This window comes from Pseudonocardia sp. N23, assembly GCF_002583555.1.
GTDB lineage: Bacteria > Actinomycetota > Actinomycetes > Mycobacteriales > Pseudonocardiaceae > Pseudonocardia.
On the sequence record NZ_BEGX01000017.1, the window covers coordinates 31,985 to 54,291 of the forward strand.

Consider the following 22,307-nt stretch of genomic DNA (forward strand, 5'->3'; position numbering starts at 1 on the left):
GTGACCGACCCCGCCGGCCCACAGCCCCCCGACAGGTACGGGCCGCCGCCGAACGCACCCGCACCCCCGGTGTGCGTCCGGCACCCCGACCGTGCCACCGGTCTGCGGTGCGCCCGCTGCGACCGGCCGGCCTGTCCGGAGTGCCTGCGGGAGGCATCGGTCGGCTACCAGTGCGTCGACTGTGTCGCGGAGGGCCGCCCGGCCGCGCGGCGCACCGTCCGGCCGGCGGCGCGGGCCTCCCGCGTCCCGGTCGTCACGACGTCGCTGATCGCGGTCAACGTCGTTGTGTTCCTGCTGACGGTCGTGCAGTCCGGCAGCGTCAACCAGAACAGCTCGTCCCCGCTGTTCCGTGACTGGTCGCTCATCCCGGCGGCCGTCGCGGGCGGCGAGTGGTGGCGCGTCGTCACCGCGGGCTTCCTGCACTTCGGCCCGCTGCACCTGCTGTTCAACATGCTGGCGCTGTGGGTCATCGGCCGCGACATGGAAGTGTTCCTCGGGCGTGGCCGGCTGCTCGGGATCTACGTCGTCGCGCTGCTCGGCGGCTCGGCCGCGGCCCTGCTGTTCTACGGCCCGACCGCACAGGTCGCCGGTGCGTCCGGTGCCGTGTTCGGGCTGATGGGCGGCCTCGCGGTGGTGCTGCGCCGGATGCGCATCCCCGCCACGCAGGTCGTCGTCGTCATCGCGGTCAACATCGTCCTCAGCATCACGCTGCCGGGCGTCTCGCTGATCGGGCACGTGGGCGGGCTGGTGGTCGGCGCCGTCGCGACTGCCGCCGTCGTCTACGCGCCGGCCCGCAACCGCGTCGCCATCCAGGCCGGGGCCCTCGGCGCGCTCGCCGTGCTCTCGATCATCCTCATGTTCGTGGCGGTCTGACCGACCCGGTTCGCGCCGGTCCGGGCCGGGCGTGGTCAGTGGCGGGCGGCCATGACCGTCGCGGCCACGTCGACGGGGTCGGCGCCCAGGTCGAACCGGCCGAACACGAGAAGCCGCTCCCCGTCGAGCGCGGTCTCGTCGCGCACGTCGACGCCCAGCAGGAACGTCTCGCGGCCGAGCCTGCGCGCCTGCACCACCCGCACGTCGGTGACCGCCGACCACGGATAGCGGCGGCGGTGCCACAACCCGCGCACGGCCACGCCCTCCGGTCCGACGGCCAGCCGCGGCCGCGCCCGACTGCTCCATACCGATGTCACGAGGAGACCGAGAGTGGCGACGGCGGCCAGAAGGGAACCGGTGGGGTCCGCGTGGGTGACGATCAACACGGCCAACCAGCCTGCTGCCGCGACCGTGCACAGCCATGAGACCGCCACCAGGCCCGCGGAGGTGCTCCACGAACGGGCGGGCAGATCGAGGTCGTCACCTGCGGACTCGGCGTCACTCATGATCACGAAGAGTAGTTCTTGTGAGGTTGTCCACAGCGTTCATCCACAGTGTGGACTGCCTACAACCGTGTATTTCCGCAGGTCAGCGCCATCTCATGGTCATCAGCAAGCCGACTACGATGAGTGAGAACCCGATGAGGAAGTTCCAGGAGCCCAGCGCGGCGAAGAGCGCGATCTTGTCGCCCGCGATGTAGTTGACGACCAGCCACGCCAGCCCGATGACCATCAGTCCGAGCATCACGACCACGTAGACCGGGCTGGTGGGACCGGCCTCCTTCGCGGCCGAGCGCTGCGCCGGCGGCGTGTAGGCGGTGGTGGCCTTCTTCCGGACCTTGGACTTGGGCATCAGAACCTCACGAGACGGTTGTGCGCGTCCGGGACGGCGCGCCCGGGCGTGCCACCACCGTAACGTGCAGGGCCCCTGGAGTGCGCGAACGCCCGTTCCAGAGGCCTGTTCGTGACCGGTTCCGGGCCGCTCGGGCGTGCAGGGGCGACGCTCAGGTCTGCTGGGCGCCCAGCGCCGCGACCTCGGCCGTCAGCTCGGTGACCAGCGGCTCGGGCACCGGGTGACCGGCCGAGCTCATCCAGTTGGCGAGCAGCCGGTGCCCGCCCTCGGTGAGCACCGACTCGGGGTGGAACTGCACGCCCTCCAGCGGGGCGTCACGGTGCCGCAGCGACATGATCACCCCACCGTCGGTCCGGCCGGTGACCTCCAGCTCCGGTGGGAGCGTCTCCGGGCGGATCGACAGCGAGTGGTACCGCGTCGCGACGAACGGGTCCGGCAGGTCGCGCAGCACACCGACGCCGTCGTGGTGCACCAGCGACGTCTTGCCGTGCAGCAGCTCCGGCGCCCGATCGACCACCCCGCCCCACGCCACCCCGATGGCCTGGTGGCCCAGGCAGACCCCCAGCAGCGGCACGTTGCGCTCGGCACACGCCTTGATCACGTCGACGCTGCGCCCGGCCTCCTCGGGGATGCCGGGGCCCGGGCTGATCAGCACGCCGTCGACGTCGTCGATCTCGTCGAGCTCGACCTCGTCGTTGCGGCGCACCGTGTTCTCGGCGCCCAGCTGGGCGAGGTACTGCACCAGGTTGTAGACGAAGCTGTCGTAGTTGTCGACGACCAGGACCCGCACCTCAGTTACCGCCCCCGACGCCGAGCCTGCCGACTCCCACGACGACCTGTTCGTCCGGGTCGACGCTCGACCCCGCCGCAGGTGTCTGCGAGACGATCTTGCCGACCTGGCTCGCGTCGGTCACAGTGACGTTCTGCCGGTTCACCCGCGTCAGGCCGGCCTGCTGGGCGGCGGCCTGCGCCGTCACCAGGTCCATCCCGACGAAGTTCGGCACCTGGACCTGGCCGCCGTTCGAGCTGCCGCTCATCGTCAGCGTCACCGTGGTGCCCTTGGCGACCTTCGTGCCCGCCGACGGGTTTGTGCTCGCGACCGTGGCGTTGTTGCCCGTGTCGCCGGAGACCTTGACCTGGAAGCCCGCCTGCTTGAGTGCGGTGGTCGCGGCGTCGGCGCTCTGGCCGGTCACGTCGGGGACCGACACCGTCGACGGCTCCTTGCCGACGACGACGTTGACCGCGCTGCCGCCCGGCGCGTTGGCACCGGCCTGCGGGTCGGACGAGATGATCTTGCCGACCATCGACGAGTCCGACGTCTCCTGGTCGGTCTGCTTGCCCAGGGTCAGGCCACGTTCGGTGAGCAGCTGCTGGGCCTGGTCGACCGTCTGCCCCACCAGCGGGGGGACCGCGGCCTGCGCGGGACCCTTTCCGATGAACAGCGTGACGGTCTTGTTCTGGTCGATCTGGGTGCCACCGGCCGGATCGGTCCGGACGACCTTGTTGACCTGGTCGACGCTCGACTCGTCCTGCTGGATGTTGACCTGCAGCCCCGCCGCGACGATCGCGGAGCGTGCTGTGTCCTGCGGTTGCCCGACGACGTTGGGCACCGCCACCTGTGTGACCGACGTGCTGCCGAAGAACTGGAACGCGACGAACACGATCAGCCCGAGGACCACGGCGATCCCGAGACCGATCGCGACCTTGCGGCCGGTGCCGCTGCCCGACTCGTCCTCGTCGCGCCACACGGGGACGGTGCCCGGCGGGATCGTGTGCCGGCCGCCGCCCGCGGAGCTCATCCGGCGGGTGGCGCCGTCCTCGGAGGCCAGCATGGCGGTGCGCTCGTCGTCGCTCATCACCAGCGGTGCCTGCGGGCGCTGCCCGTTGCGCACGCGGATCAGGTCGGACCGCATCTCCGCCGCCGACTGGTAGCGGTTGACCGGGTTCTTGCTCAGCGCCTTGAGGACGATCGCGTCGAGCTCCGGCGGCACGTCGGGGTTGAGCTGCGACGGGTGCCGCGGGTCCTCACGGACGTGCTGGTAGGCCACCGCGACCGGGGTGTCGCCGGTGAACGGCGGGTCGCCCGTGAGCAGCTCGAACAGCACGCAGCCGGCGGCATAGACGTCGCTGCGCGCGTCGACGGCCTCACCGCGCGCCTGCTCGGGGGAGAGGTACTGCGCCGTGCCGATGACGGCCGCGGTCTGCGTGACGTTCTGGCCCTCGCCCAGCGCACGGGCGATGCCGAAGTCCATGACCTTCACCGCGCCCTGGGTGTTGATCATGATGTTGGCGGGCTTGACGTCGCGGTGGATGATCTGGTGCCGGTGGCTGAAGTCGAGCGCCGCGCAGACGTCCGCCATGACGTCGACGACCCGGTCCTGCGGGATCGGCCCCTGCGTCTTCACGATCTCGCGCAGCGTCTGCCCGTCGACGAACTCCATGACGATGTACGGCAGCGGACCGAACTCGCCGACCGTCTCACCCGTGTCGTAGACCGCGACGATCGCCGGGTGGTTGAGCGCCGCGGCGTTCTGCGCCTCGCGGCGGAACCGGAGCTGGAACTGCGGGTCACGGGCGAGGTCGGCACGCAGGACCTTGATGGCCACGTCCCGGCTCAGCCGGGTGTCCAGGCCGCGGTGGACCTCGGACATGCCGCCATAGCCGAGCGTGTCGCCCAGCTCGTAGCGCTCGGACAGCAGGCGGGGGGTGGTCATCGGTGCCGGTTCCTGAGTCGTGTCGAGGGTCGGATCATCATGCCTGGTCGGACCGTCCGTCGGGCCGCGAGCACTGCGCGCGGTCGCCGGACAGCGTGTTCCCGGGGCTCACCGGACAGTCTCCGTGTCATGGTCCCCGGTCCCGCCGACCCGAAGCGCCGCCCGACCCATCGCGACGCCCTCCTGGCGGGACACGCTACCCGGGCCGAACCCGGACGGCTCGGACATCGCGCCGGTCGACCCCATGAGCCGCGGCAGCAGGAGCAGCAACGTCACGAGGACCGCCGCCACCGCGAGCACGACGAACAACACGATCAGCGCCGTGCTGCGCGACCGCGACGACGGCGTGAGCGACACGGGCTCCGAACCTGCGGCCCGCGGCGGCGTGTCGGGCGGGTCCATCTTGTCGAGGACGAGGTCCCCGTCCCCGTTGTCGAGCAGCTCGGGTGCCTGCCGGTCGTCGGACAGCCGGTGCGCGCCGCCCTGGGCGCCCGCGGGTCGGTCCGGTGTCGCCACCGGGCCGGTGGCGAGGATTCTGGCCGACGTCGCCGTCGTCTCGACGGTCGTCTCCACCGACGAGGCGGGCGGCAGCTCCGGCACCGAACCCGGGCCCGACGGGAAGCCGGGTGCGGGAGGCACCGGGGACGACGGGGACCCGGGCGACGACGGGGATCCGGGCGACGACGGGGACCCGGGCGACGACGGGGACGACACGGGAGCGAGGGAGCCGGGCGGGAGCGAACCGGGGAACGCGTGGGACGCGGCGTGCCGGGGACCGTCGACGGGTGTGCCGCGACGCCGCGGCGCGGGGTCGTGCCACGCGCCCGGTGGCGGGGTGCCCGGCGGGATCAGCGCGTGCGATCCGGTCGGCGGCGCCTCGTGCGGCACCGGTGCGGGCGGCGCCGGCGGAACGGGTGTGGGCGGGACAGGTGTCGGCCGCGACACAGTGGGCGGGACAGGTGTCGGCCGCGACACAGTGGACGGGACAGATGTCGGCCGCGACACGGCCGGCTGAGCCGCGACGGCGGGCGACTCGGGTGCGGCACGGTCGTCGGTGACGGGGTGCGACGGCCACGACGGCGCGCGTGTCCCACTGTCCGCGGGCGCCGCGGCGGCAGGCACCGAGGGTGTCTCCGGGATGTCGCGCGGGACCGCGGCCGGTCCGGCTCCGGGGCTCACGGATGCGTCCTCGGCGCGGTGCGCGGCCCGCCCCCGGATGCGTGCCCGCCGACCGCCGACGCTCTCGTCGCCGGCGCGACGCCCGGCCGGGGCGTCGGTACGGGAGTCGCTGCGGCGGGCCGCCGACACGGCACCGAGGACGCGCCGGCGGCAGCGTTCGGCCTCGGGGGCGGTCTCGTCCGCGGAGCGGGACCCGGACCCACGCGGCAGCAGCGAGGCGCCGGGCAGCTCGACGTCGTCGGGCATCCGGGACGGCCGCGGAATCGGCTCGCCCCGGCGGACCGCGGCGATCGCCCTGGCCAGCTCGGCGCCGTCGCGGTAGCGGTGCATCGGGTCCTTGACCAGCACCGCCTCGATCAGCATGCGGACGTTCTCCGGGACGTCCTCGGGCAGCGGGGGCGGTGCGTCGCGGACCTGCATCATCGCCACGACCACGGGGTTCTCGGCCCGGAACGGACGCTTTCCCGCCAGGCACTCGTAGCCGACGATGCCCAGGGAGTAGACGTCGCCCGCCGGACCCGCCTCGCCGCCGCTGGCCTGCTCCGGCGCGATGTAGTGGGCCGTGCCCATGACCATCCCGGACCGCGTGACCGGGACGGCGTTGGCGGCCTTGGCGATGCCGAAGTCGGTGAGCTTCACGACGCCGTCCTCGCGCAGGAGGATGTTGCCGGGCTTGACGTCGCGATGGACGAACCCGCGCTGGTGCGCGGCCTCCAGCGCCCAGGCGGCGTGCTCGAGGATCTCGAGGGTCTCGTCGGCGTCCATCCGGCCACGGCTGATCCGGCTGGACAGCGGCTCGCCGCGGACGAGCTCCATCACGAGGTAGGCGGTGCGCCGGTCGCCCATCGTGGCGTCGTCCTCGCCGTAGTCGTGGACGAGCGCGATCCCCGAGTGGTCGAGGGAGGCCACGGTGCGGGCCTCGATGCGGAAGCGGTGCAGGAACTCCTCGTCGCCGGACAGCTCGGGGCGCAGCACCTTGACGGCGACGGCCCGGTCGAGGCGGGTGTCGGAGGCCTCCCACACCTCACCCATGCCGCCGACGGCGATGCGCCGGTCGAGGCGGTAGCGGTCGGCGATGTGCAGGCCGGGGGCGAGTGTCGTCACCGGCCCGCCTTGAGTGCCTCGGCGATGACGGCCCGGCCGATCGGCGCGGCGATCGACCCGCCGGTGGCCTCCAGGCCCAGGTCGCCGCCGTCCTCGACCAGGACCGCGATGGCGACGGTCGGCTTCTCGGCCGGGGCGAACGCCACGTACCAGGTGAGCGGGAAGTCGGCCTTGCTGTTCAGCTCGGCCGTGCCGGTCTTGGACGCGATCTGGATGCCGGCGATCTTGCCGCCGCCCTGGGTGCGGTTCTCGGAGCCGATCATCAAGTCGGTCAACGTCGCAGCCACGCCCGCGGGTACGGCTTGACCGATCCTGTCCGGTTCGGTGGTGTCCACCGTGTCGAGCTCCGGCCCCTGGATCTCCTTGATCAGGTAGGGCGCCATCAGCTGGCCGCCGTTGGCGACGGCGGACACGACCATCGCGTTCTGCAGCGGCGTCAGCTTGACGTCCTTCTGGCCGATCGCCGACTGCTGCAGGGCGGTCACACTCGTGATGTTGCCGATCGTGGACGGCGTGACCTTCATGGGGACCGCGAGGCCGGACTGGCCGATCCCGAACGCCTCGGCCTGCTTGCGCAGCCCGTCGACGCCGACGCTCCGCACGAGGTCTGCGAACGCCGTGTTGCAGGAGCGGGCGAAGGCGTCGCGCAGCGTCGTCGTGGTGCCCGTCCCGCACTGCGTCTTGTTGTAGTTGTCCATCGTCGTCACGCCGTCGTCGAGGAGGAACCTGTCCCCCTGGGCGGTGAGGAGCGTGTCGGGGGTGGACCCGTTCTGAAGCGCGGCCGCGGTGTCGACGACCTTGAACGTGGAGCCGGGCGGCTGGGGCACGCTGATCGCCCGGTTCAGCAGCACCTGCGGCTGGGCGGCGTTGTCGGCGTTCCAGGCGTCCTGGACGGTCTTGTCGTTGTGGCTGGCGAGGAGGTTCGGGTCGAACGCCGGCGTGGAGACCATCGCGAGGATCTCGCCGGTCTGCGGCTGCAGCGCGACGACCGAGCCGGCGTAGCCCTTCTGCGTCAGCTGGTCGTAGGCGACCTGCTGGACCGTCGGCAGGATCGTGAGCGACACGTTGCCGCCGCGCGGGTCCCGGCCGGTGATCAGGTCGGACAGCCGCCGGACGAACAGCCGGTCGTCGGTGCCGTTGAGGACGGAGTCGGCGGCGCCCTCGATGCCGGTGCGGCCGAACGACAGCGACAGGTAGCCCGTCACCGACGCGAACGCCGGCCCGCCCGGGTACTGGCGCTGGTAGCGCAGCCGGTCGTCGGTGGCGACGCTCTGGGCGAGGACCTTGCCGTCGGCGGTGATCTGCCCGCGCTGGCGGGAGTACTCGGCGTAGGCGGTGCGCTGGTTGCGGGAGTCGGTGCGGTAGTCGTCGGCCTTCACGACCTGCACGTAGGTCAGGTTCGCGAACAGCAGCAGGATCATGACCATCACGGAGACGGCGATCTTGCGGACGGGGTTGTTCACGTCTGCGCCCCGCGGGCCTCGTCCGGGGACAGCTCGGGCCGCTCGACCAGCTCGGTCGCGGCCTGCGCGATCGGCGGCTGCGGCACCGACGGGCGCCGGGGGAGCGGGGCGCGCGCGGCGTTGGAGATGCGCAGCAGCATCGCGACCAGCGCGTAGTTCGCGACGAGCGACGATCCGCCGTAGGACAGGAACGGCAGCGTGAGGCCCGTCAGCGGGATGAGCTTGGTGACGCCGCCGATGACGACGAAGATCTGCAGGGCCATCGCGTAGGACAGCCCGGTCGCGAGCAGCTTGCCGAAGCTGTCACGCACCGCGAGCGCGCTGCGCAGGCCGCGGGTGATGAGCACGAGGTAGACGAGCAGGATCGCGGCCAGCCCGATGAGGCCGAGCTCCTCACCGAGGGACGACCAGATGAAGTCGCTCTCGGCGAACGGCACGAGGTCGGGCCGGCCTGCGCCCAGACCGGTACCACCGACCCCGCCCGTCCCGAGCCCGAACAGGGCCTGGCCGAGCTGGTAGCCGCCGCCCTGGAAGTCGGAGAACGGGTCGAGCCAGATCTGCACGCGGACCCGCACGTGACCGAACAGGTGGTAGGCCAGCACGGCGCCGCCGACGAAGAACAGCAGGCCGACGATCATCCACGACACGCGCTCGGTCGCCGCGTACATCAGGATCAGCAGCACGCCGAAGAACAGCAGCGACGTGCCGAGGTCGCGTTCGAAGACGAGGACGCCGACCGACAGCCCCCACGCCACCACGAGCGGGGCGAGGTCGCGGGCGCGGGGGAACTCCAGGCCGAGGAAGCGCCGCCCGGCGGTGGAGAACAGCTCGCGCTTCTGCACGAGGAACGCCGAGAAGAAGATGATCAGCAGGATCTTGGCGAACTCACCGGGTTGGATGCCGACCCCACCGAACCGGATCCACAGCTTCGCGCCGTTGACCTCGGAGATCGACGACGGCAGCACGCCCGGCAGCGCCAGCAGGATGATCCCGGCGAACCCCGCCGTGTAGCCGAACCGCGACAGCATCCGGTGGTCGGACACCCGCCACAGCACGACGACGAACAGCGCCAGCCCGATCGCCGTCCAGGCGACCTGCCGCAGCACGAGTGACGCCGGTGCGTCGTTGCCGAGCTGCTCGGCGCGCGCGGCGTCGGCGAGATCGAGGCGGTGGATCATGACCAGGCCGAGCCCGTTGAGCAGCGCGACCGACGGGAGGATCAGCGGGTCGGCGTACGGCGCCCAGCGGCGGACCGCGAAGTGTGCGCCGGCGAAGAGCCCGAGGTAGGCCAGGCCCAGCCAGAGCAGCGTGGTCGTGAGCTCCTGCTCCTGGTTGGCCTCGACGATCACCAGCGCGCCGGTGACGATCACTGCGGCGAACGCCAGCAGCAACAGCTCGATCCCGCGCCCGGTGGGGAGCGTCGGAGCAGGGTTCCTGCCCTGTACCTGTGGGGGCGCCGCCATCAGTTCCCCGGCCGGCAGGTCAGCCCCGGCACGGGCGTTTCGGTCTGCAGCGTGGTGTCGGGGACCTGCGCGTCGGGCGCGGTCACCTGACCCGGGGGCTGCGCGGCGGTGGTCGGTGCCCCGGTGGCTCCCGGCTGGGCGGGGTCACCGTTGGGGACGGGGGGCTGCGTCGTCACCGGGGTGGGCGGTGCGCAGACCGGCAGCCGGTTGTCCCGGAGCTTCTGCACGGTGCCCTGGGCGCCGGCGAGCCCGTCGGAGGAGACGATCCCGTCCTGCACCCGGTTGCGGTAGTCCTCGGGCAGGTCGGCGAGCGCGATGTCGGTCTGCTGCTCGACGCGCTGCAGCGGGATCCCGAGCGCGTTGCCGTGGACGCCCTGGTAGATGACGACGCGGTCGGCCGACGCGGCGACGTAGTACTGCTGCATGACCCACATGCCGCCGAGCAGCACCCCGGCGACGATGACGACGACGGCGGCCGCGAGCCCGATGATCAGCCCCTTGCGCCGCTTCTTCGGTTCCGGGACCGGCGCGGCCTCCGTGCGGCGGGGCGCGGTGCGGGGCAGCGTCGTCGCCGACGCGCGGCCCGCCGAGGTGTCGGGTCCGGGCCGGTCGTCGTCGCTGCCGTCGCCCGCGGCGCCGCCGACGATGGGCGCGACCTCGCCGTAGTCGACGTCGACCACGTCGGCCACGATGCAGGTGATGTTGTCGGGCCCGCCGCCGCGCAGCGCGAGGTCGATGAGCCGGTCGGCGCACTCGCGGGGGTCCTGGTAGTCGGCCAGCGTCTGCGCGAGCGTCTCGTCGCTGACGGGGCCGGACAGGCCGTCGGAGCACAGCAGGTAGCGGTCGCCCGCGCGGGCCTCGCGCATCGTCAGCGACGGGTCGACGTCCTGGCCGGTGATCGCCCGCAGCAGCAGGGACCGCTGCGGATGCGTGTGGGCCTCTTCCTCGGTGATGCGGCCCTCGTCGATCAGCGACTGGACGAACGTGTCGTCCTTGGTGATCTGGCTGAACTCGCCGCCACGCAGCTGGTAGCAGCGCGAGTCGCCGACGTGCACCATCCCGAGCCGGGAGCCGGCGAACAGGATCGCGGTCAGCGTCGTGCCCATACCCTCGAGATCGGGGGCGTCGGCGACGTGCCGGGTGATGGCGGCGTTGCCCTCGAACGTGGCGTCCCTGAGCCGGCCGAGCAGGTCGTTGCCGGGGTCGTCCTCGTCGAGCGGGGCGAGCGCCGAGATGACCAGCGACGACGCGACCTCACCGGCCGCATGGCCGCCCATGCCGTCGGCCAGCGCGAGCAGGCGGGGGCCCGCGTAGACCGCGTCCTGGTTGTTCTGCCTGACCAGCCCGCGGTCGCTGCGGGCCGAGTAGCGCAGGACCAGGGTCATCGTTCGACTCCGTCGGCACCATCGGCTCGACCCCACGCGCGGCGACGTTCTCGGTCCGGCACGCAGGTCTCGCGGGAACGGCCCGGTACGCCCGGCTCGGCATGCGACTGTGCCCTCATGAGCGCAACTCGATCACCGTCTTGCCGATGCGGACCGGCACCCCCAGGGGAACCCGGGTGGGTCCGGTGACCTTAGCCCGGTCCAGGTATGTGCCGTTCGTCGACCCGAGGTCTTCGACGTACCAGTCCTCGCCCTGGGGAGCGATGCGCGCGTGGCGCGTCGAGGCGTAGTCGTCGTCGAGCTTGAGGGTGGAGTCGTCTGCCCGGCCGATGAGGATCGGCCGGGAGTCCAGCGTGATCCGGCTCCCGGCGAGCGGCCCCTGCGTGACCAGCAGTTGCCGTGCGACCCGGCCGCGCCCCGAACGCCGCGCGGCGCGGGACCCACCGGGCATGATCGCCCGAAGACCCGACGCCGCGTACAGGTCCGACCGCACGATGCGCATCGCGAACAGCACGAACAGCCAGAGAAGGGCCAGGAAACCCGCCCTGGTCAGCTGCAGCACCAACTCGGGCACGTGCCGTGGTCTCCGCTCTGTTCCGTTCGTTCCGCGCCGTCACCGGCGCGGAACGACTCAGCCGTGCGCTCGGAAGACCAGGCTCGAGTGGCCGACCCGGATCATGTCGCCGTCGGAGAGCTGGCAGCTCTGGACCGGGCTGCCGTTGACCGTGGTGCCGTTGGTCGACCCCAGGTCGGACAGCGTGGCGGCCTGGCCGTCCCAGCTGATCTCCAGATGCCGGCGGGAGACGCCCGTGTCGGGGAGCCGGAAGTGGGACTCCTGCCCGCGACCGATGACGTGGGTGCCCTCGGTCAGCTGGTAGTTGCGACCCGAGCCGTCCTCGAGGCTCAGCGACGCCTGCAGCGCCTGGTAGCCGCCGTAGCCCTGCTGGCCGTAGCCCTGGTCGTAGCCACCCTGCTGGTAGCCCTGCTGCTGGTAGCCCTGGTCGTAGCCGCCCTGCTGGGGCTGCTGACCGTAGCCCTGGTCGTACCCGCCGCCCTGCTGGTAGCCGCCCTGCTGGTAGCCCTGGTCGTAGCCACCCTGCTGCTGGCCGCCCTGCTGGTAGCCCTGGTCGTAGCCACCCTGCTGGTAGCCGCCCTGCTGGGGCTGCTGGCCGTAGCCCTGGTCGTACCCGCCCTGCTGCTGGCCGTAGCCCTGCTGCTGGCCGCCCTGCTGGTAGCCCTGGTCGTAGCCGCCCTGCTGGCCGTAACCCTGGTCGTAGCCGCCCTGCTGCTGGTCGTACTGGCCGTAGTTCTCACGGCCTCCGCGCTGGTCCTGGCCTTGTGGGGGAGCGTAGGTCTGCTGGCCGTAGCCGGGGGCGGCCCGGTCGTAGCCGTACTGCCCGTTCTCCTCGGGGTGGCCCGGTTGCTGGCTCATGGGTGCTTCTCCTGCGATGCGTGCCCGGGTGGGTCGACGGGAAGCGTCGGGGTCCACTGACGAGCGGGTGCGGAACTGTCCCGTGTGCAGCGCCTCGGAGCGCTCCAGCAAGACTACGACGTCGCCGTAGGTGTCCCATCCCTGGTCGGCGAGTTGTGCGGTGACGTAGCCGGACAGCGATTCCTCTATTCGGCCTTCGTCGCCGGCCATGCGTTCGAGATCCGACGGCCCGAGCAGCACGACGTACCGGTTGGGCGTGAGGCGACGCCCTCCCGCGAGCTGCTCGATGTTGTCCTCGGCTTCCCTCAGCAGTGCCTGTGCGACCTCTTGCGGGACGACACTGCCTCCGAAGACCCGCGCGAACGCATCGCCCACCATCCCTTGAAGACGGCGTTCGAATCGCTCGACGCGGCCCAACCGCTGTTCCTCCGATCGCATCGGCGTGTTCGATGTGAGGCCGATCGTAACTGTGCTACCGCCGCGGTGTGGCGCGGCCTCGTGACCGCTCCGTGATCAGCTCCGTGATCGACGGCGTGGGCGTGCCGGGCGTGATCGTCCGGGTACCCCGTGCAGGGGCGCGGGACGGTGCGTGCTAGCTTTCTCCACGTCGCTCGGGCGAGTGGCGGAATGGCAGACGCGCACGGTTCAGGTCCGTGTGTCCGAAAGGACGTGAGGGTTCAACTCCCTCCTCGCCCACCACGATCCACCTGCACATCTCCGCGTATCGCGGGCCGCTCCGGATGATCCGAGAGCACCACGAGATCTGCGTCCTCGGCGGGGTACCGTTCCGTCTCGTAGCGCTCGTGTGCGCTCACCGTCCACTCCAGACCAGCGGGCAGCCGCCGCCGCAGTGCCGCCGCCGACATCCGCAGGTGGACGGCTATGTCGAACGGCAGCCCGCGGCCCAGCAGCAACGTGCCGGCCACCAGGACGACCGCCCCGTCGGTCAGCTCCATGTAGCCGTCGCGGAAGGCACGGCCGCGTGCGGCGTCGTGGAACCGGCGCAGCACCCGGCCCGACCCGGTCGGGCCGGCGGGGTCGAGCAGCTCACGGCGCAGGGCGTCCTCGTCGAGCCGGCCGTCGAGGTAGGTGTCCGGGTCGGTCCGGCCGTACTCCAGCCGCACCGACGCGGGCCGCAACCAGTCGTCGGTGTCGACGACCAACGGGGGCCGTCCGGCGGCGCGCAGCACGTCCGCGGCCAGCCCGGCGAGGCCGAGCGGATCTGTGGGCGGTGGGCCGTCGACGACGAGCCGTACCCGCCCTGTCCGGTTCAGCACGGATTCGGCGATCCGCGCGGCGAGAGCGTCGCGGGTCGTCGGGGTGATCGCGGCGCTCATCGGTCCCTACTGCTGGTAGCCCTCGACGACCCGCGCCGACCGTTCCTCGGCCCCGTCGACGTCCTGTCCGGCGCGGCGGCGGGCGTCCCGCTGGCGCAACAGGTCCCACAACCGGTCCAGCTCGACGCCCAGCGCGTCGAGGCGGGACTTCTCGTCGCCGTCGAGCGCCTTGCCGACGTGCGCGCGTTCGAGCCGGTGCTCCTCCTCGACGAGCTCGGTGATCTGGTGACGCAGCGGGGCATCGGGGTCCTGGCTCACGACCGGTCCTCTCGTCGGTGGGCGCCGGGCGGCTCGCGCCCGGGCATCCGGGAACACGATAGGCGCGCCCGGCCGCGGGCGGCGTCGGCGATGCTGGGCCGACCACCACCGGCGTAGGGAGAGAGTGTGTCCCGTCTGACCGGGCTGCGGCCCGCCGACATGGACGACGAACAGCGTGACCTGTACGACCGCATCGTCGGGTCCCGCCGCGGACCGGGCACCGGCAACGCCGCGCCCATCACCGACGACGACGGCGCCCTGCGCGGCCCCTTCGACGCGATGCTGCGCGCCCCCGGCATCGGAGACGCGCTGCAGAACCTCGGCGCCGGCATCCGGTTCCGCGGTGGCCTGTCCGGCCGGGAGCGCGAGATGGCGATCCTGGTCGTCGCCACGCACTGGCGGTCGGCCTTCGAGCAACGCGCCCACGAGGCAGCCGGCCGGGCCGCCGGGCTCACCGACGACGAGCTCGCCGCCCTGCGCGACGGATCCGGCCCCGAGCTCGGCGACGACCGCGAGGCCGTCCTGCTCACCACCGCGCGGGCGCTGGCCGTCGATGGCGACCTCGACGACGCCGCGTACGCCGCCGCGACCGGCGCCTTGGGCGAGCCGGGACTGTTCGAGCTGACGACGCTCGTCGGCTATTACGCGACGCTCGCACTGCAGATGCGGGTCTTCCGGGTCGGGTGACCCCCGATCGGCGCAATGCGGACGCCGCCCGTCTGTTCGAGACTGTCAGCCGTGGCACGTGAGGAGGCGAGCGCAGGGAGCTCCGTGCTGCGCGCCCTGCGGGTGGTCGACGCCGTGGCCGCCGCCGGCGACGGGGTGACGGCCAAGGCGATCGCGCGCCGGCTCGGCAGCCCGCTGCCCACGATCTACCGGGTGCTCGCGACGCTGGTCGAGGAGGGCTACCTCGTCCGCATGCAGGACGTGCGCGGATACGGGCTGGGCTACCGGGTCTCGGCCCTGCACCGGGTCCTCGCGGCGCAGGTCGCGCCGTCCCCGGCGGTGGTCGCGATCCTGCAGGAGCTGCACTCCGAGGCTCGCGCCGCCGCCTACCTGGTGACGTTCCGCGACGTCGACGTCGTCGTCTCCCACGTCGAGCACTGCGGTGCCCATCCCGGACCGGGCCTGCGCGTGGGGGAGCCGGTGCCGGCGCACGCCACCGCGGGCGGCAAGGTCCTGCTCGCGGGCCTCGACCCGGGGCGGCTGACCGTCGTCGTCGCGCACAGCGGGCTGGGCCGCAGCACCCGCCGGACGCTCTCGGAGCGCAGGGCGCTGGACCGCGAGCTGATGCGGGTGCGGTCGGCGGGGGCCGCCGTGGAGGTCGAGGAGCACGAGCGCGGCGTCGCCGGTGTCGCCGTGCCGGTCCGCGGGCCCGGCGGCGACACGGCCTCCGCGATCGGCGTCGTCGTCGCGCGGTCGGACTTCGCGTCGCGGCGCTGGGACCTGGAAGACGCCGTCCGGGTCGCCGCGGTGCGTGCGTCGCGGGCCCTGATGGTGGCGCCGGGCGCCGCGCACGCGCCCTGAGCGGGCTAGGTCAGCGCGCGCGGTCCGCCAGCGTGCCCAGCTCGTCGAGCTCCGCGAGCACGGCGTCGCGGGCCCCGGGGCCGCTCCGGTCGGTCAGCTCGAACAGGATCCGGTCGACGCCTGCCTCCCGGTAGGTCTCGATCGCCTCCGGCCTGCGTGCGGCCCCGTACATCGACACCGGGATGTGTCCGCGGCCCGCGTCGGCGGCGCGACGCTGCAGCTCGTCGACCCGCTCACCGAACTGCGCCAGCCCGTCGACCGGCACCCGCAACGGCACCCAGCCACCGCCGTGCGACAGCACCCGGTCGAGCACCGTCGGTCCGCCGCCCCCGATCAGGACCGGCGGCACCCGCGTCGGCTTCGGCCACGACCAGATCGGGTCGAAGTCCACGAACCTCCCGTGGTACTCGGCCTCGTCGGCCGTCCAGATCGTCGTCATCGCCTCGATCGTCTCCAGCATCCGCGCGGTCCGGGTGCGGGGGTCGACGCCGTGGTTGGCCATCTCCTCCTTGTTCCACCCCGGCCCGACACCGAGCTCGAAGCGCCCACCCGCGATCCGGTCGACGCTGGCCACCTGCTTCGCCAGGTTGATCGGGTTGTGCTGGTTCACCAGCGACACGGCCGTCCCCAGCACGATCCGCTGCGTCACCGCGGCCATCGCGCCGATCGCGACGAACGGGTCATAGGTGTGGGAGTACCGCTCCGGCAGCTCCCCGCCACCCGGCCACGGCGACTCCCGCGACGTCGGGATGTGCGTGTGCTCGGTCAGGAACAGCGACTCGAAACCCCGCTCCTCGACGGCCCGCGCCAGGTCGAGGGGGTCGATCCCGTAGTCGGTGAGGAAGATGACGACGCCGGTGTCCACACGCGCGAGCCTTCCACCCAACGGAAGCAGCCGCAGTACCGAACCGCCCGTCGGCACTAGCGTCAGGGCCATGACGTCGCTGTCAGAGCCTCCCTTCCGCGCGGACCACGTCGGGAGCCTGCTCCGGCCGCCCGCCCTTCTCGCGGCCCGTGACCGGCACACCGCAGGCACCCTCGACGCCGCCGGGCTGCGCGCCGTCGAGGACGACGCCATCCGTGACGTCGTCGCCATGCAGGAGAACCTCGGCCTGCGCACCGCCACCGACGGCGAGTTCCGCCGGACCTCCTGGCACATGGACTTCATCCACCGCCTCGGCGGCGTCTCCCCGACCGACGAACGCATCCGCGTCCGGATGGTCAACGCCGAGGGCGAGAACGCGTTCACCTCGGCCGGGCTGGCGATCGACGGGAAGATCCGCCTCGACGAGCCGATCTTCGCCGACGACTTCCGCTTCCTCGCCGGCCTCACCACCACCGCCACCGCGAAGCTGACGATCCCCTCGCCGAGCATGGTCCACTACCGCGGCGGGACCGCGGCGATCGACAGAGACGTCTACCCCGACGTCGACGAGTTCTGGGCCGACCTCTCCGCCGCCTACGCCGCCGAGATCGCCGCGATCGGCGAGCTGGGCTGCCGCTACCTGCAGCTCGACGACACCAGCCTCGCCTACCTCAACGACCCCGCCCAGCGCGAAGCCCACGGCGACGCCGACCACCTGCGCTACATCCGCCAGATCAACACCGCCGTCGCCGACCGTCCCGACGGCATGCGGATCACCACCCACATGTGCCGCGGCAACTACCGCTCCAGCTGGGCCGCCGAGGGCGGCTACGACTTCGTCGCCGAGGCCCTGTTCGGCGAGCTCGACGTCGACGGCTTCTTCTGCGAGTTCGACGACGAACGCTCCGGCGGGTTCGAGCCGCTGCGCTTCGTCCCGCCCGGCAAGCGCGTCGTACTGGGGCTCGTCACCACCAAACGCGGCGCGCTGGAGAACCCCGACGACCTCAAACGCCGCATCGACGAGGCCGCGAAGTACGTCCCGCTCGACCAGCTCTGCCTCTCGCCGCAGTGCGGGTTCTCCTCGACCGTCGAGGGCAACTCCCTGACCCGGGACGAGCAGGTCGCGAAGCTGCGGCTGATCGTCGACGTGGCCCGCGACGTCTGGGGCTAGGTTTCGGGGCATGTCGGACGGACCGCAGGGCTGGGGAACGCCGTTGTACGCGCGGGTGCTCGACGCCCTGCCCGCCGGGGCGACGGTGCTCGACGTCGGTTGCGGCGCAGGGGAGTTCGCGCGCACTGCCGTCGACCGGGGTCACGCGGTGCGGGGCGTCGACGCCGACGCCTCCGCCGTCGCCGTCGCCGCCCGCCGCGTCCCCGAAGGCGTCTTCGCCGTCGGCGACGCCCAGTCGCTGGCGCAGCCCGACTCCTCCTACGACGCCGTCGCCCTCGTCCAGCTGGTCACCCATGTCGCGAACCCGCTCGCGGCGTTGCGCGAGGCCGCGCGGGTCGTCCGGTCGTCGGGGACCGTCGTCGTCACCGTGTGGGGACGCGAGTCGGAGTGCGACATCCGGCTGATCGGCGAGTCCCTCGCCGGCCTGCTGCCCCCTCGCCGGCCGGCCCCCGGCGGGCCGCCCCCGCTCACCGAGCCCGACCGGCTGGAGAAGATCGTCGGCATGGCCGGCCTCACGGTCTCCTCCGTCGACGAGGTCGTGTGCCCCTTCCGCTACGACGACGAGGACGAGCTCGTCGGACCGGTCCTCGGTTCGGGGCTGGGCCGCACCGCCGCCCGCCGCGGCGGTCCCGGCGGCGTCCGCACCGCGATCCTCGACGGCATGGCCCGCTTCCGCCGGCCCGACGGCTCCTACGTCCTGGACAACCTGTTCCGGGTGCTGACGGCACGCCCTCGTTGAGTGGCGAGCAGCCTTCCCCGGGCGATGTTCGAGATGACCGGGGCAGGGCTCGGTGTGAGCTCGCCCGAGAATCGTGGACGTGGCACCTGTTCGATGGAGCGTTCGACCTCTGCGTGACTGAGTTGTGGTGTCGTCCCGTGATCTGGCTGAGGCTCTCGCCGCTCGGCTCAATGAGATCGTGCCCGAGGGGGACTCGACGTGAAGGCGGACGACGGGCAGCTCGTCGTCCGGCGGGGTCCGACACCTGGAGACGGCCGCTCGGTCGTCAGTGCGTCGGCGCCGTTCGCGTTCGCTTGGACGCGTTCGGTCACAGGCGGTCGGCGAGGTCTTTGAACGACGACACCGTCAGCGCGGCGGCCGGGTCCGTCGCCGGTGGGACGAACAGGCCGCCGTACTCGTGGGGACGGTGCACATAGAACGTCGTCAGGCCGCGGGTGCGGGCGGCGGCCAGGTCGTCGACGTGTGCGGCCACCATCCCCCACCTGCTCCGGGCGCAGGCCCAGCAGGGCGGGCGCGGAGTCGTAGGCGCCCGGGTCGGGCTTGTAGTGCCGGGCCACCTCGGCGCCCAGGATGACGTCCCACGGCAGGCCGGCGCGCTTGGCCATGTCGACGAGCAGTGCGACGTTGCCGTTGGACATCGGGCCGATCGTGAACCGCTCCGTGAGCCGGGTCAGGCCCTCGACGACGTCGGGCCACGGGTCGAGCCGGTGCCACGCCAGCACCAGCGCCGTCCGGACCTCCTCGGAGGGGGCGGGGGCGCGCTCGGCGAGCAGCTCGTCGAGGGATTCGCGGTGCAGCACGTCGAGGACCGTTCCGATGCGCGACCGTCGCGCTCTGCACCGTCGTCACGCAGGTTGTCCGGTCGCCGCACCCCCGGCAACGCGGACGCCGACCCGCCAAGCAGCGCGCCGACCTCGGTACCTACGCTCGGATCGCGCACGCGAAACGGCCCCGGCTGTGATGGCCGGGGCCGTTCCTCGTCACCCTCAGGGCGCGGTGGCCGCCCCGGGTGCGTACCGGAGAGCCAGCAGGCTCTTGCAGTACTCGCCGTTGGTCTCGATACCGACCCGCTGCAGCCGGGCCCGGCGCAGGTGCAGCGGCACCTGTTCCGGGGTGAGCCGGCTGCCGTCCGCATGGATCAGCAGCGGGGCGTCGTCGTCGAAGGGCAGTCCGATGCCCTCGCGTCGGCGGCGGAGCCGCGTCAGCTCGTCGGACTCCGGGAGTTCACCCAGTGTCGTCCTCGCCAACTCGTCGGGTCCCGCCCCCGCGTCGACCAGGGGCCGCGCGAGGCGGTCCTGACCGGCGACGGAGGCCTTCGTGAGGAATATGTGGCGCAGCTCGTCGAGCTCCGCCGTGGCCTCGCCGGTGAAGGTGTCGACGAAGCCCGCGTGTGCGGCGACCCCACCGTTGATCTCGGCGGACGCGTGGTGGTCGACCAGCGTCACCTCCGCGCGCGCCACTCCCGGGACCGCCGACACCGCGTCGTAGGCGTCGGCGACCATCAGGAACGAGAAGTTCGGCGCACAGAAGAACGTGGGCAACCGCAGCCCGACGGTGACGATGTCACCGTCGGGTGCGGCGGTCACGGTGCACGACTCGACGAAGTCGAGTCCGGTGATGGGCTCGTCCAGCTCCGGGTCGAGCACCGTGTCCAACGCGGCCCAGATCTCGGGCGAGACCCCCTCGGGGGCTTCGATCATGCCTGCGCACCTGCCGTGCCCTCGACGAGCTCCTCGCCCGGCTGCAGGTTCTCGCCGGCTTCGGTGGGCAGGCCCAGGCCCTCGGGGACCGGGATGTCGTAGAGCTTGGCGGCGTTGAGACCGAGGATCTTCTTCTTCGACGCGGTGGTGAGGCGCGGGTAGTCGGAGAACTGGTCGTCGTCGGGCATCTGCCAGTCGACGAGGCCCTCGACCTGCCACTTCGGCGTCCAGATGTTGTAGTCGCCGCCGAAGAGCATCTTGTCCTCGCCGACCCAGAACAGCAGCTCGCCCATGACCTTCGCGAAGAACTTGGGACGGGCGTGCATGAGGCCACCGACGACGACGGACAGGCCGGCGTAGACGTTGGGCTCCTGGACCGCCATGAAGCAGAAGTCCTCGATGCGCGGCAGACCGACGTGCTCGACGATGAAGTTGAGGCCCTGGAAGTCGGTCGCGGCGTGGTCGACGTCGGCGACGTCGAAGGCGTCCTTGTCGAGCGGCCAGATCGTCGGGCCCTTGTGGACGTGGACGTTCTTGACGCCGGCGTCCTGCGCGTGCTGCAGGAACTTGTAGCACTCGGGGTCGGTCAGCTTGTAGCCGCGGGAGTCGCCGTTCCACTCCGCGGTGTAGAGCTTGATGCCCTTGTGGTTGTACTTCGCCATGTCGGCGTCGAACTCGTCGAGGCCCTTCTGGCCGTCACGGGGGTCGAAACGCCCGTTGACGATCAGCTTCTCGCCCCACTTCTCGAGGAGCGCCGCGTTCTGGGCCGCGGTGTTGAAACCGTCCTTGTACCACTCGCGCAGGTAGGTCGACTGGAAGATCGCGTAGTCGACGTGACCCTCGACGAACATGTCGCGCTCGAAGTCCTCCGCGGAGGGCTTGAGGTAGTGCTCCCAGTCCCAGTGGGTCTCGGGCGGGCCGAGCTGGTGGTAGCCGTAGAAACAGTCGATCCAGCCCTTGGCGTACTGCTCGGCGCCCTCGACCCAGTTCTCCTTCGACGCATCCCAGAAGTGGCTGTGGGAGTCGACGATGAAGTACTTCTCGCCATCCTTCTCGTACATGTGGTGGTGTCCTTTTCTCTCAGCGTCAGTGCTGGTAACCGCTGTTCAGAAGCTCACGGGACGAGGATCGCCCGGCCGCGGACCCGGCCGGCGTCGAGGTCGTGCAGCGCGTCGAGCGCTGCATCGAGGGGGTACTGCTTGGTGTGGAGCGTGACCTTCCCGGCCTGGGCCAGGACCATCAGCTCGCTCAGGTCGGCGTAGGTGCCGACGATGTTGCCGATGACGTTCTTCTCGCCGCCGACGAAGTCGAGCGTCGGGGCGGTGAAGGTGCCGCCGTAGCCGAGGACGTACTGCGACCCGGCGGGGGCGGTCATCTGCCAGGCGTCGAGCTCGGCGCCCTGTTCGGCGACGAAGTCGAACACCACGTTGCCGCCGAGGCCGTTGGTCAGGTCCTTGACGGCGTCGATGTGCGTGCCGTCCGCGAGGACGGTCTCGTCGGCACCGATCTGCTTCGCCAGGGCGAGCGCATCGGGGTTCTTGTCGACGACGACGATCCGCGTGCCGGTGATCGCCGCCAGCGCCTGGATCGCGATGTGACCGAGGCCGCCTGCGCCCTGTACCACCGCGGTGGTGCCGGGGAAGAGGTCCGGAACGGCCTTGCGCACCGCGTGGTAGGCGGTGATACCGGCGTCGGCCAGTGCGGCGACGTCGGCGGGGTTGGTGCTCGGGTCGAGCTTGATGCAGGCGCGAGCGGTGGTGCGCAGGTACTCGGCCATGCCCCCGTCGTGGTTCGACAGGCCGGGGAAGAACGCGTTCTCGCACTGCATGTCGCGGCCGCGCCGGCAGGCGAGGCAGAGGCCGCAGGACGGCTGCGGATGCAGGATGACGGTGTCACCGACAGCGACGTTGGTGACTCCGTCGCCGATCGCCTCGATCCATCCGGCGTTCTCGTGCCCGATCACGTAGGGCAGTTCCGGGTTCTGGGCCTCGGCCCAGTCGCCGTTGATGATGTGCAGGTCGGTGCGGCAGACGCCGGCGCCACCGATCTTGACGATGACGTCGAGGGGGCCCTGCAGCGTGGGCTCGGGGATGTCGTCGATCTTCGGGTCGGAGTGATACTCGTGCACCCGGACGGCCTTCACACCCGTACCTCCCTTGGTCTCGGGGTTCGGCCTCCGATTCCATTGCGGCGTGCGTGAGGTCACAAGGGGTCGGTTTCCACGGAGCGAGAAAACGGACTGAAC

22 protein-coding genes, 1 tRNA gene and 1 pseudogene are annotated in these 22,307 nt (G+C 71.8%); 6 read left to right on the top strand and 18 right to left on the bottom strand.

Annotated features, from left to right (window positions below):
• The gene (locus TOK_RS06605) at positions 1-873 is read left to right on the top strand and encodes a rhomboid family intramembrane serine protease (protein WP_098956908.1); all 873 of its coding nucleotides are present in this window, start codon (positions 1-3) and stop codon (positions 871-873) included.
• A gap of 35 nt (positions 874-908) precedes the next feature.
• Here the strand turns inward: TOK_RS06605 and TOK_RS06610 are convergent, their stop codons facing one another.
• The 10 genes from TOK_RS06610 to TOK_RS06655 all read right to left on the bottom strand — a co-directional run bounded on the left by TOK_RS06610 (position 909) and on the right by TOK_RS06655 (position 12,882).
• Complete coding sequence (locus tag TOK_RS06610) at positions 909-1,379, bottom strand: PH domain-containing protein (RefSeq protein WP_098956956.1); 471 nt, start codon at positions 1,377-1,379, stop codon at positions 909-911.
• 82 nt (positions 1,380-1,461) lie between these two features.
• A complete protein-coding gene (gene crgA, locus TOK_RS06615; protein ID WP_098956909.1) occupies positions 1,462-1,725 on the bottom strand; it encodes a cell division protein CrgA in 264 nt (87 codons plus the stop codon).
• 151 nt (positions 1,726-1,876) lie between these two features.
• On the bottom strand, positions 1,877-2,515 hold the full coding sequence (locus TOK_RS06620) for an aminodeoxychorismate/anthranilate synthase component II (protein WP_098956910.1): 639 nt from the start codon (positions 2,513-2,515) through the stop codon (positions 1,877-1,879).
• 1 nt (position 2,516) lies between these two features.
• A complete protein-coding gene (gene pknB, locus TOK_RS06625; protein WP_098956911.1) occupies positions 2,517-4,439 on the bottom strand; it encodes a Stk1 family PASTA domain-containing Ser/Thr kinase in 1,923 nt (640 codons plus the stop codon).
• Positions 4,440-4,547: 108 nt separating this feature from the next.
• Positions 4,548-6,722 (bottom strand): protein kinase, encoded by a 2,175-nt coding sequence (locus TOK_RS35255; RefSeq protein WP_374754861.1) that lies wholly within the window; start codon positions 6,720-6,722, stop codon positions 4,548-4,550.
• A complete protein-coding gene (locus TOK_RS06635; protein ID WP_098956912.1) occupies positions 6,719-8,185 on the bottom strand; it encodes a penicillin-binding protein 2 in 1,467 nt (488 codons plus the stop codon). Before TOK_RS06635 ends, TOK_RS35255 begins: the two co-directional genes overlap by 4 nt.
• Positions 8,182-9,648 carry an FtsW/RodA/SpoVE family cell cycle protein gene (locus tag TOK_RS06640; RefSeq protein WP_098956913.1) on the bottom strand — a complete coding sequence of 489 codons (1,467 nt, stop codon included), beginning with the start codon at positions 9,646-9,648 and terminating at the stop codon, positions 8,182-8,184. The genes TOK_RS06635 and TOK_RS06640 overlap by 4 nt, the downstream gene beginning before the upstream one ends.
• Complete coding sequence (locus tag TOK_RS06645; protein ID WP_098956914.1) at positions 9,648-11,033, bottom strand: PP2C family serine/threonine-protein phosphatase; 1,386 nt, start codon at positions 11,031-11,033, stop codon at positions 9,648-9,650. Before TOK_RS06645 ends, TOK_RS06640 begins: the two co-directional genes overlap by 1 nt.
• Before the next feature lie 115 nt (positions 11,034-11,148).
• Positions 11,149-11,607, bottom strand: a complete 459-nt coding sequence (locus TOK_RS06650) for an FHA domain-containing protein (RefSeq protein ID WP_098956915.1) — start codon at positions 11,605-11,607, stop codon at positions 11,149-11,151.
• A gap of 57 nt (positions 11,608-11,664) precedes the next feature.
• Entirely contained in the window at positions 11,665-12,882 is a 1,218-nt protein-coding gene (locus TOK_RS06655; RefSeq protein WP_305775554.1) for an FhaA domain-containing protein, read from the bottom strand.
• 196 nt (positions 12,883-13,078) lie between these two features.
• Here TOK_RS06655 and TOK_RS06660 point away from each other — a divergent pair.
• Positions 13,079-13,164: transfer RNA gene (locus TOK_RS06660), tRNA-Leu, on the top strand.
• Here TOK_RS06660 and TOK_RS06665 read toward each other — a convergent pair.
• Together TOK_RS06665 and TOK_RS06670 are read right to left on the bottom strand one after the other, a co-directional pair.
• Positions 13,143-13,802, bottom strand: coding sequence for a uridine kinase (locus tag TOK_RS06665; RefSeq protein ID WP_098956917.1), 660 nt, complete (start codon positions 13,800-13,802; stop codon positions 13,143-13,145). The genes TOK_RS06660 and TOK_RS06665 overlap by 22 nt on opposite strands.
• Positions 13,803-13,808: 6 nt before the next feature.
• Positions 13,809-14,060 carry a DUF2630 family protein gene (locus TOK_RS06670; RefSeq protein WP_098956918.1) on the bottom strand — a complete coding sequence of 84 codons (252 nt, stop codon included), beginning with the start codon at positions 14,058-14,060 and terminating at the stop codon, positions 13,809-13,811.
• Positions 14,061-14,186: 126 nt separating this feature from the next.
• On the opposite strand from TOK_RS06670, the gene TOK_RS06675 reads away from it, so the two are divergent.
• Both TOK_RS06675 and TOK_RS06680 read left to right on the top strand, forming a co-directional pair.
• Complete coding sequence (locus TOK_RS06675; protein WP_098956919.1) at positions 14,187-14,747, top strand: carboxymuconolactone decarboxylase family protein; 561 nt, start codon at positions 14,187-14,189, stop codon at positions 14,745-14,747.
• A gap of 51 nt (positions 14,748-14,798) precedes the next feature.
• A complete protein-coding gene (locus TOK_RS06680; RefSeq protein WP_098956920.1) occupies positions 14,799-15,587 on the top strand; it encodes an IclR family transcriptional regulator in 789 nt (262 codons plus the stop codon).
• Positions 15,588-15,597: 10 nt separating this feature from the next.
• On the opposite strand, the gene TOK_RS06685 is transcribed toward TOK_RS06680, so the two are convergent.
• Positions 15,598-16,452: an LLM class F420-dependent oxidoreductase gene (locus TOK_RS06685; RefSeq protein ID WP_216361876.1), complete on the bottom strand. Its 855-nt coding sequence runs from the start codon at positions 16,450-16,452 to the stop codon at positions 15,598-15,600.
• Between the two features lie 70 nt (positions 16,453-16,522).
• Here TOK_RS06685 and TOK_RS06690 point away from each other — a divergent pair, with 70 nt between their 5' ends.
• Together TOK_RS06690 and TOK_RS06695 are read left to right on the top strand one after the other, a co-directional pair.
• Entirely contained in the window at positions 16,523-17,623 is a 1,101-nt protein-coding gene (locus TOK_RS06690) for a 5-methyltetrahydropteroyltriglutamate--homocysteine S-methyltransferase (protein WP_098956922.1), read from the top strand.
• 10 nt (positions 17,624-17,633) lie between these two features.
• Complete coding sequence (locus TOK_RS06695) at positions 17,634-18,362, top strand: bifunctional 2-polyprenyl-6-hydroxyphenol methylase/3-demethylubiquinol 3-O-methyltransferase UbiG (RefSeq protein ID WP_098956923.1); 729 nt, start codon at positions 17,634-17,636, stop codon at positions 18,360-18,362.
• Positions 18,363-18,669: 307 nt separating this feature from the next.
• Here the strand turns inward: TOK_RS06695 and TOK_RS33835 are convergent, their stop codons facing one another.
• The 5 genes and pseudogenes from TOK_RS33835 to TOK_RS06715 form a co-directional block, all read right to left on the bottom strand.
• Positions 18,670-18,837 carry a hypothetical protein gene (locus tag TOK_RS33835; protein ID WP_253258225.1) on the bottom strand — a complete coding sequence of 56 codons (168 nt, stop codon included), beginning with the start codon at positions 18,835-18,837 and terminating at the stop codon, positions 18,670-18,672.
• A 64-nt stretch (positions 18,838-18,901) separates the two neighbouring features.
• Positions 18,902-19,162 (bottom strand): annotated as a pseudogene (locus tag TOK_RS33840) (haloacid dehalogenase type II); the annotation flags it as partial.
• Between the two features lie 186 nt (positions 19,163-19,348).
• Positions 19,349-20,062 carry an iron-sulfur cluster assembly protein gene (locus TOK_RS06705; RefSeq protein WP_098956924.1) on the bottom strand — a complete coding sequence of 238 codons (714 nt, stop codon included), beginning with the start codon at positions 20,060-20,062 and terminating at the stop codon, positions 19,349-19,351.
• Positions 20,059-21,123 (bottom strand): amidohydrolase family protein, encoded by a 1,065-nt coding sequence (locus TOK_RS06710; RefSeq protein WP_098956925.1) that lies wholly within the window; start codon positions 21,121-21,123, stop codon positions 20,059-20,061. Before TOK_RS06710 ends, TOK_RS06705 begins: the two co-directional genes overlap by 4 nt.
• Positions 21,124-21,176: 53 nt before the next feature.
• A complete protein-coding gene (locus TOK_RS06715) occupies positions 21,177-22,205 on the bottom strand; it encodes an NAD(P)-dependent alcohol dehydrogenase (protein WP_098956926.1) in 1,029 nt (342 codons plus the stop codon).
• Positions 22,206-22,307: the final 102 nt, after the last annotated feature.

What these genes read in the sequence shown, in the direction of transcription:
- TOK_RS06610 (WP_098956956.1), bottom strand. Translation starts at nt 1,379, where the DNA reads ATGAGTGACGCCGAGTCCGCAGGTGACGACCTCGATCTGCCCGCCCGT.
- crgA (WP_098956909.1), bottom strand. Translation starts at nt 1,725, where the DNA reads ATGCCCAAGTCCAAGGTCCGGAAGAAGGCCACCACCGCCTACACGCCG.
- pknB (WP_098956911.1), bottom strand. Translation starts at nt 4,439, where the DNA reads ATGACCACCCCCCGCCTGCTGTCCGAGCGCTACGAGCTGGGCGACACG.
- TOK_RS06640 (WP_098956913.1), bottom strand. Translation starts at nt 9,648, where the DNA reads ATGGCGGCGCCCCCACAGGTACAGGGCAGGAACCCTGCTCCGACGCTC.
- TOK_RS06645 (WP_098956914.1), bottom strand. Translation starts at nt 11,033, where the DNA reads ATGACCCTGGTCCTGCGCTACTCGGCCCGCAGCGACCGCGGGCTGGTC.
- TOK_RS06665 (WP_098956917.1), bottom strand. Translation starts at nt 13,802, where the DNA reads ATGAGCGCCGCGATCACCCCGACGACCCGCGACGCTCTCGCCGCGCGG.
- TOK_RS06690 (WP_098956922.1), top strand. Translation starts at nt 16,523, where the DNA reads ATGACGTCGCTGTCAGAGCCTCCCTTCCGCGCGGACCACGTCGGGAGC.
- TOK_RS06695 (WP_098956923.1), top strand. Translation starts at nt 17,634, where the DNA reads ATGTCGGACGGACCGCAGGGCTGGGGAACGCCGTTGTACGCGCGGGTG.
- TOK_RS33835 (WP_253258225.1), bottom strand. Translation starts at nt 18,837, where the DNA reads ATGGTGGCCGCACACGTCGACGACCTGGCCGCCGCCCGCACCCGCGGC.
- TOK_RS06705 (WP_098956924.1), bottom strand. Translation starts at nt 20,062, where the DNA reads ATGATCGAAGCCCCCGAGGGGGTCTCGCCCGAGATCTGGGCCGCGTTG.
- TOK_RS06710 (WP_098956925.1), bottom strand. Translation starts at nt 21,123, where the DNA reads ATGTACGAGAAGGATGGCGAGAAGTACTTCATCGTCGACTCCCACAGC.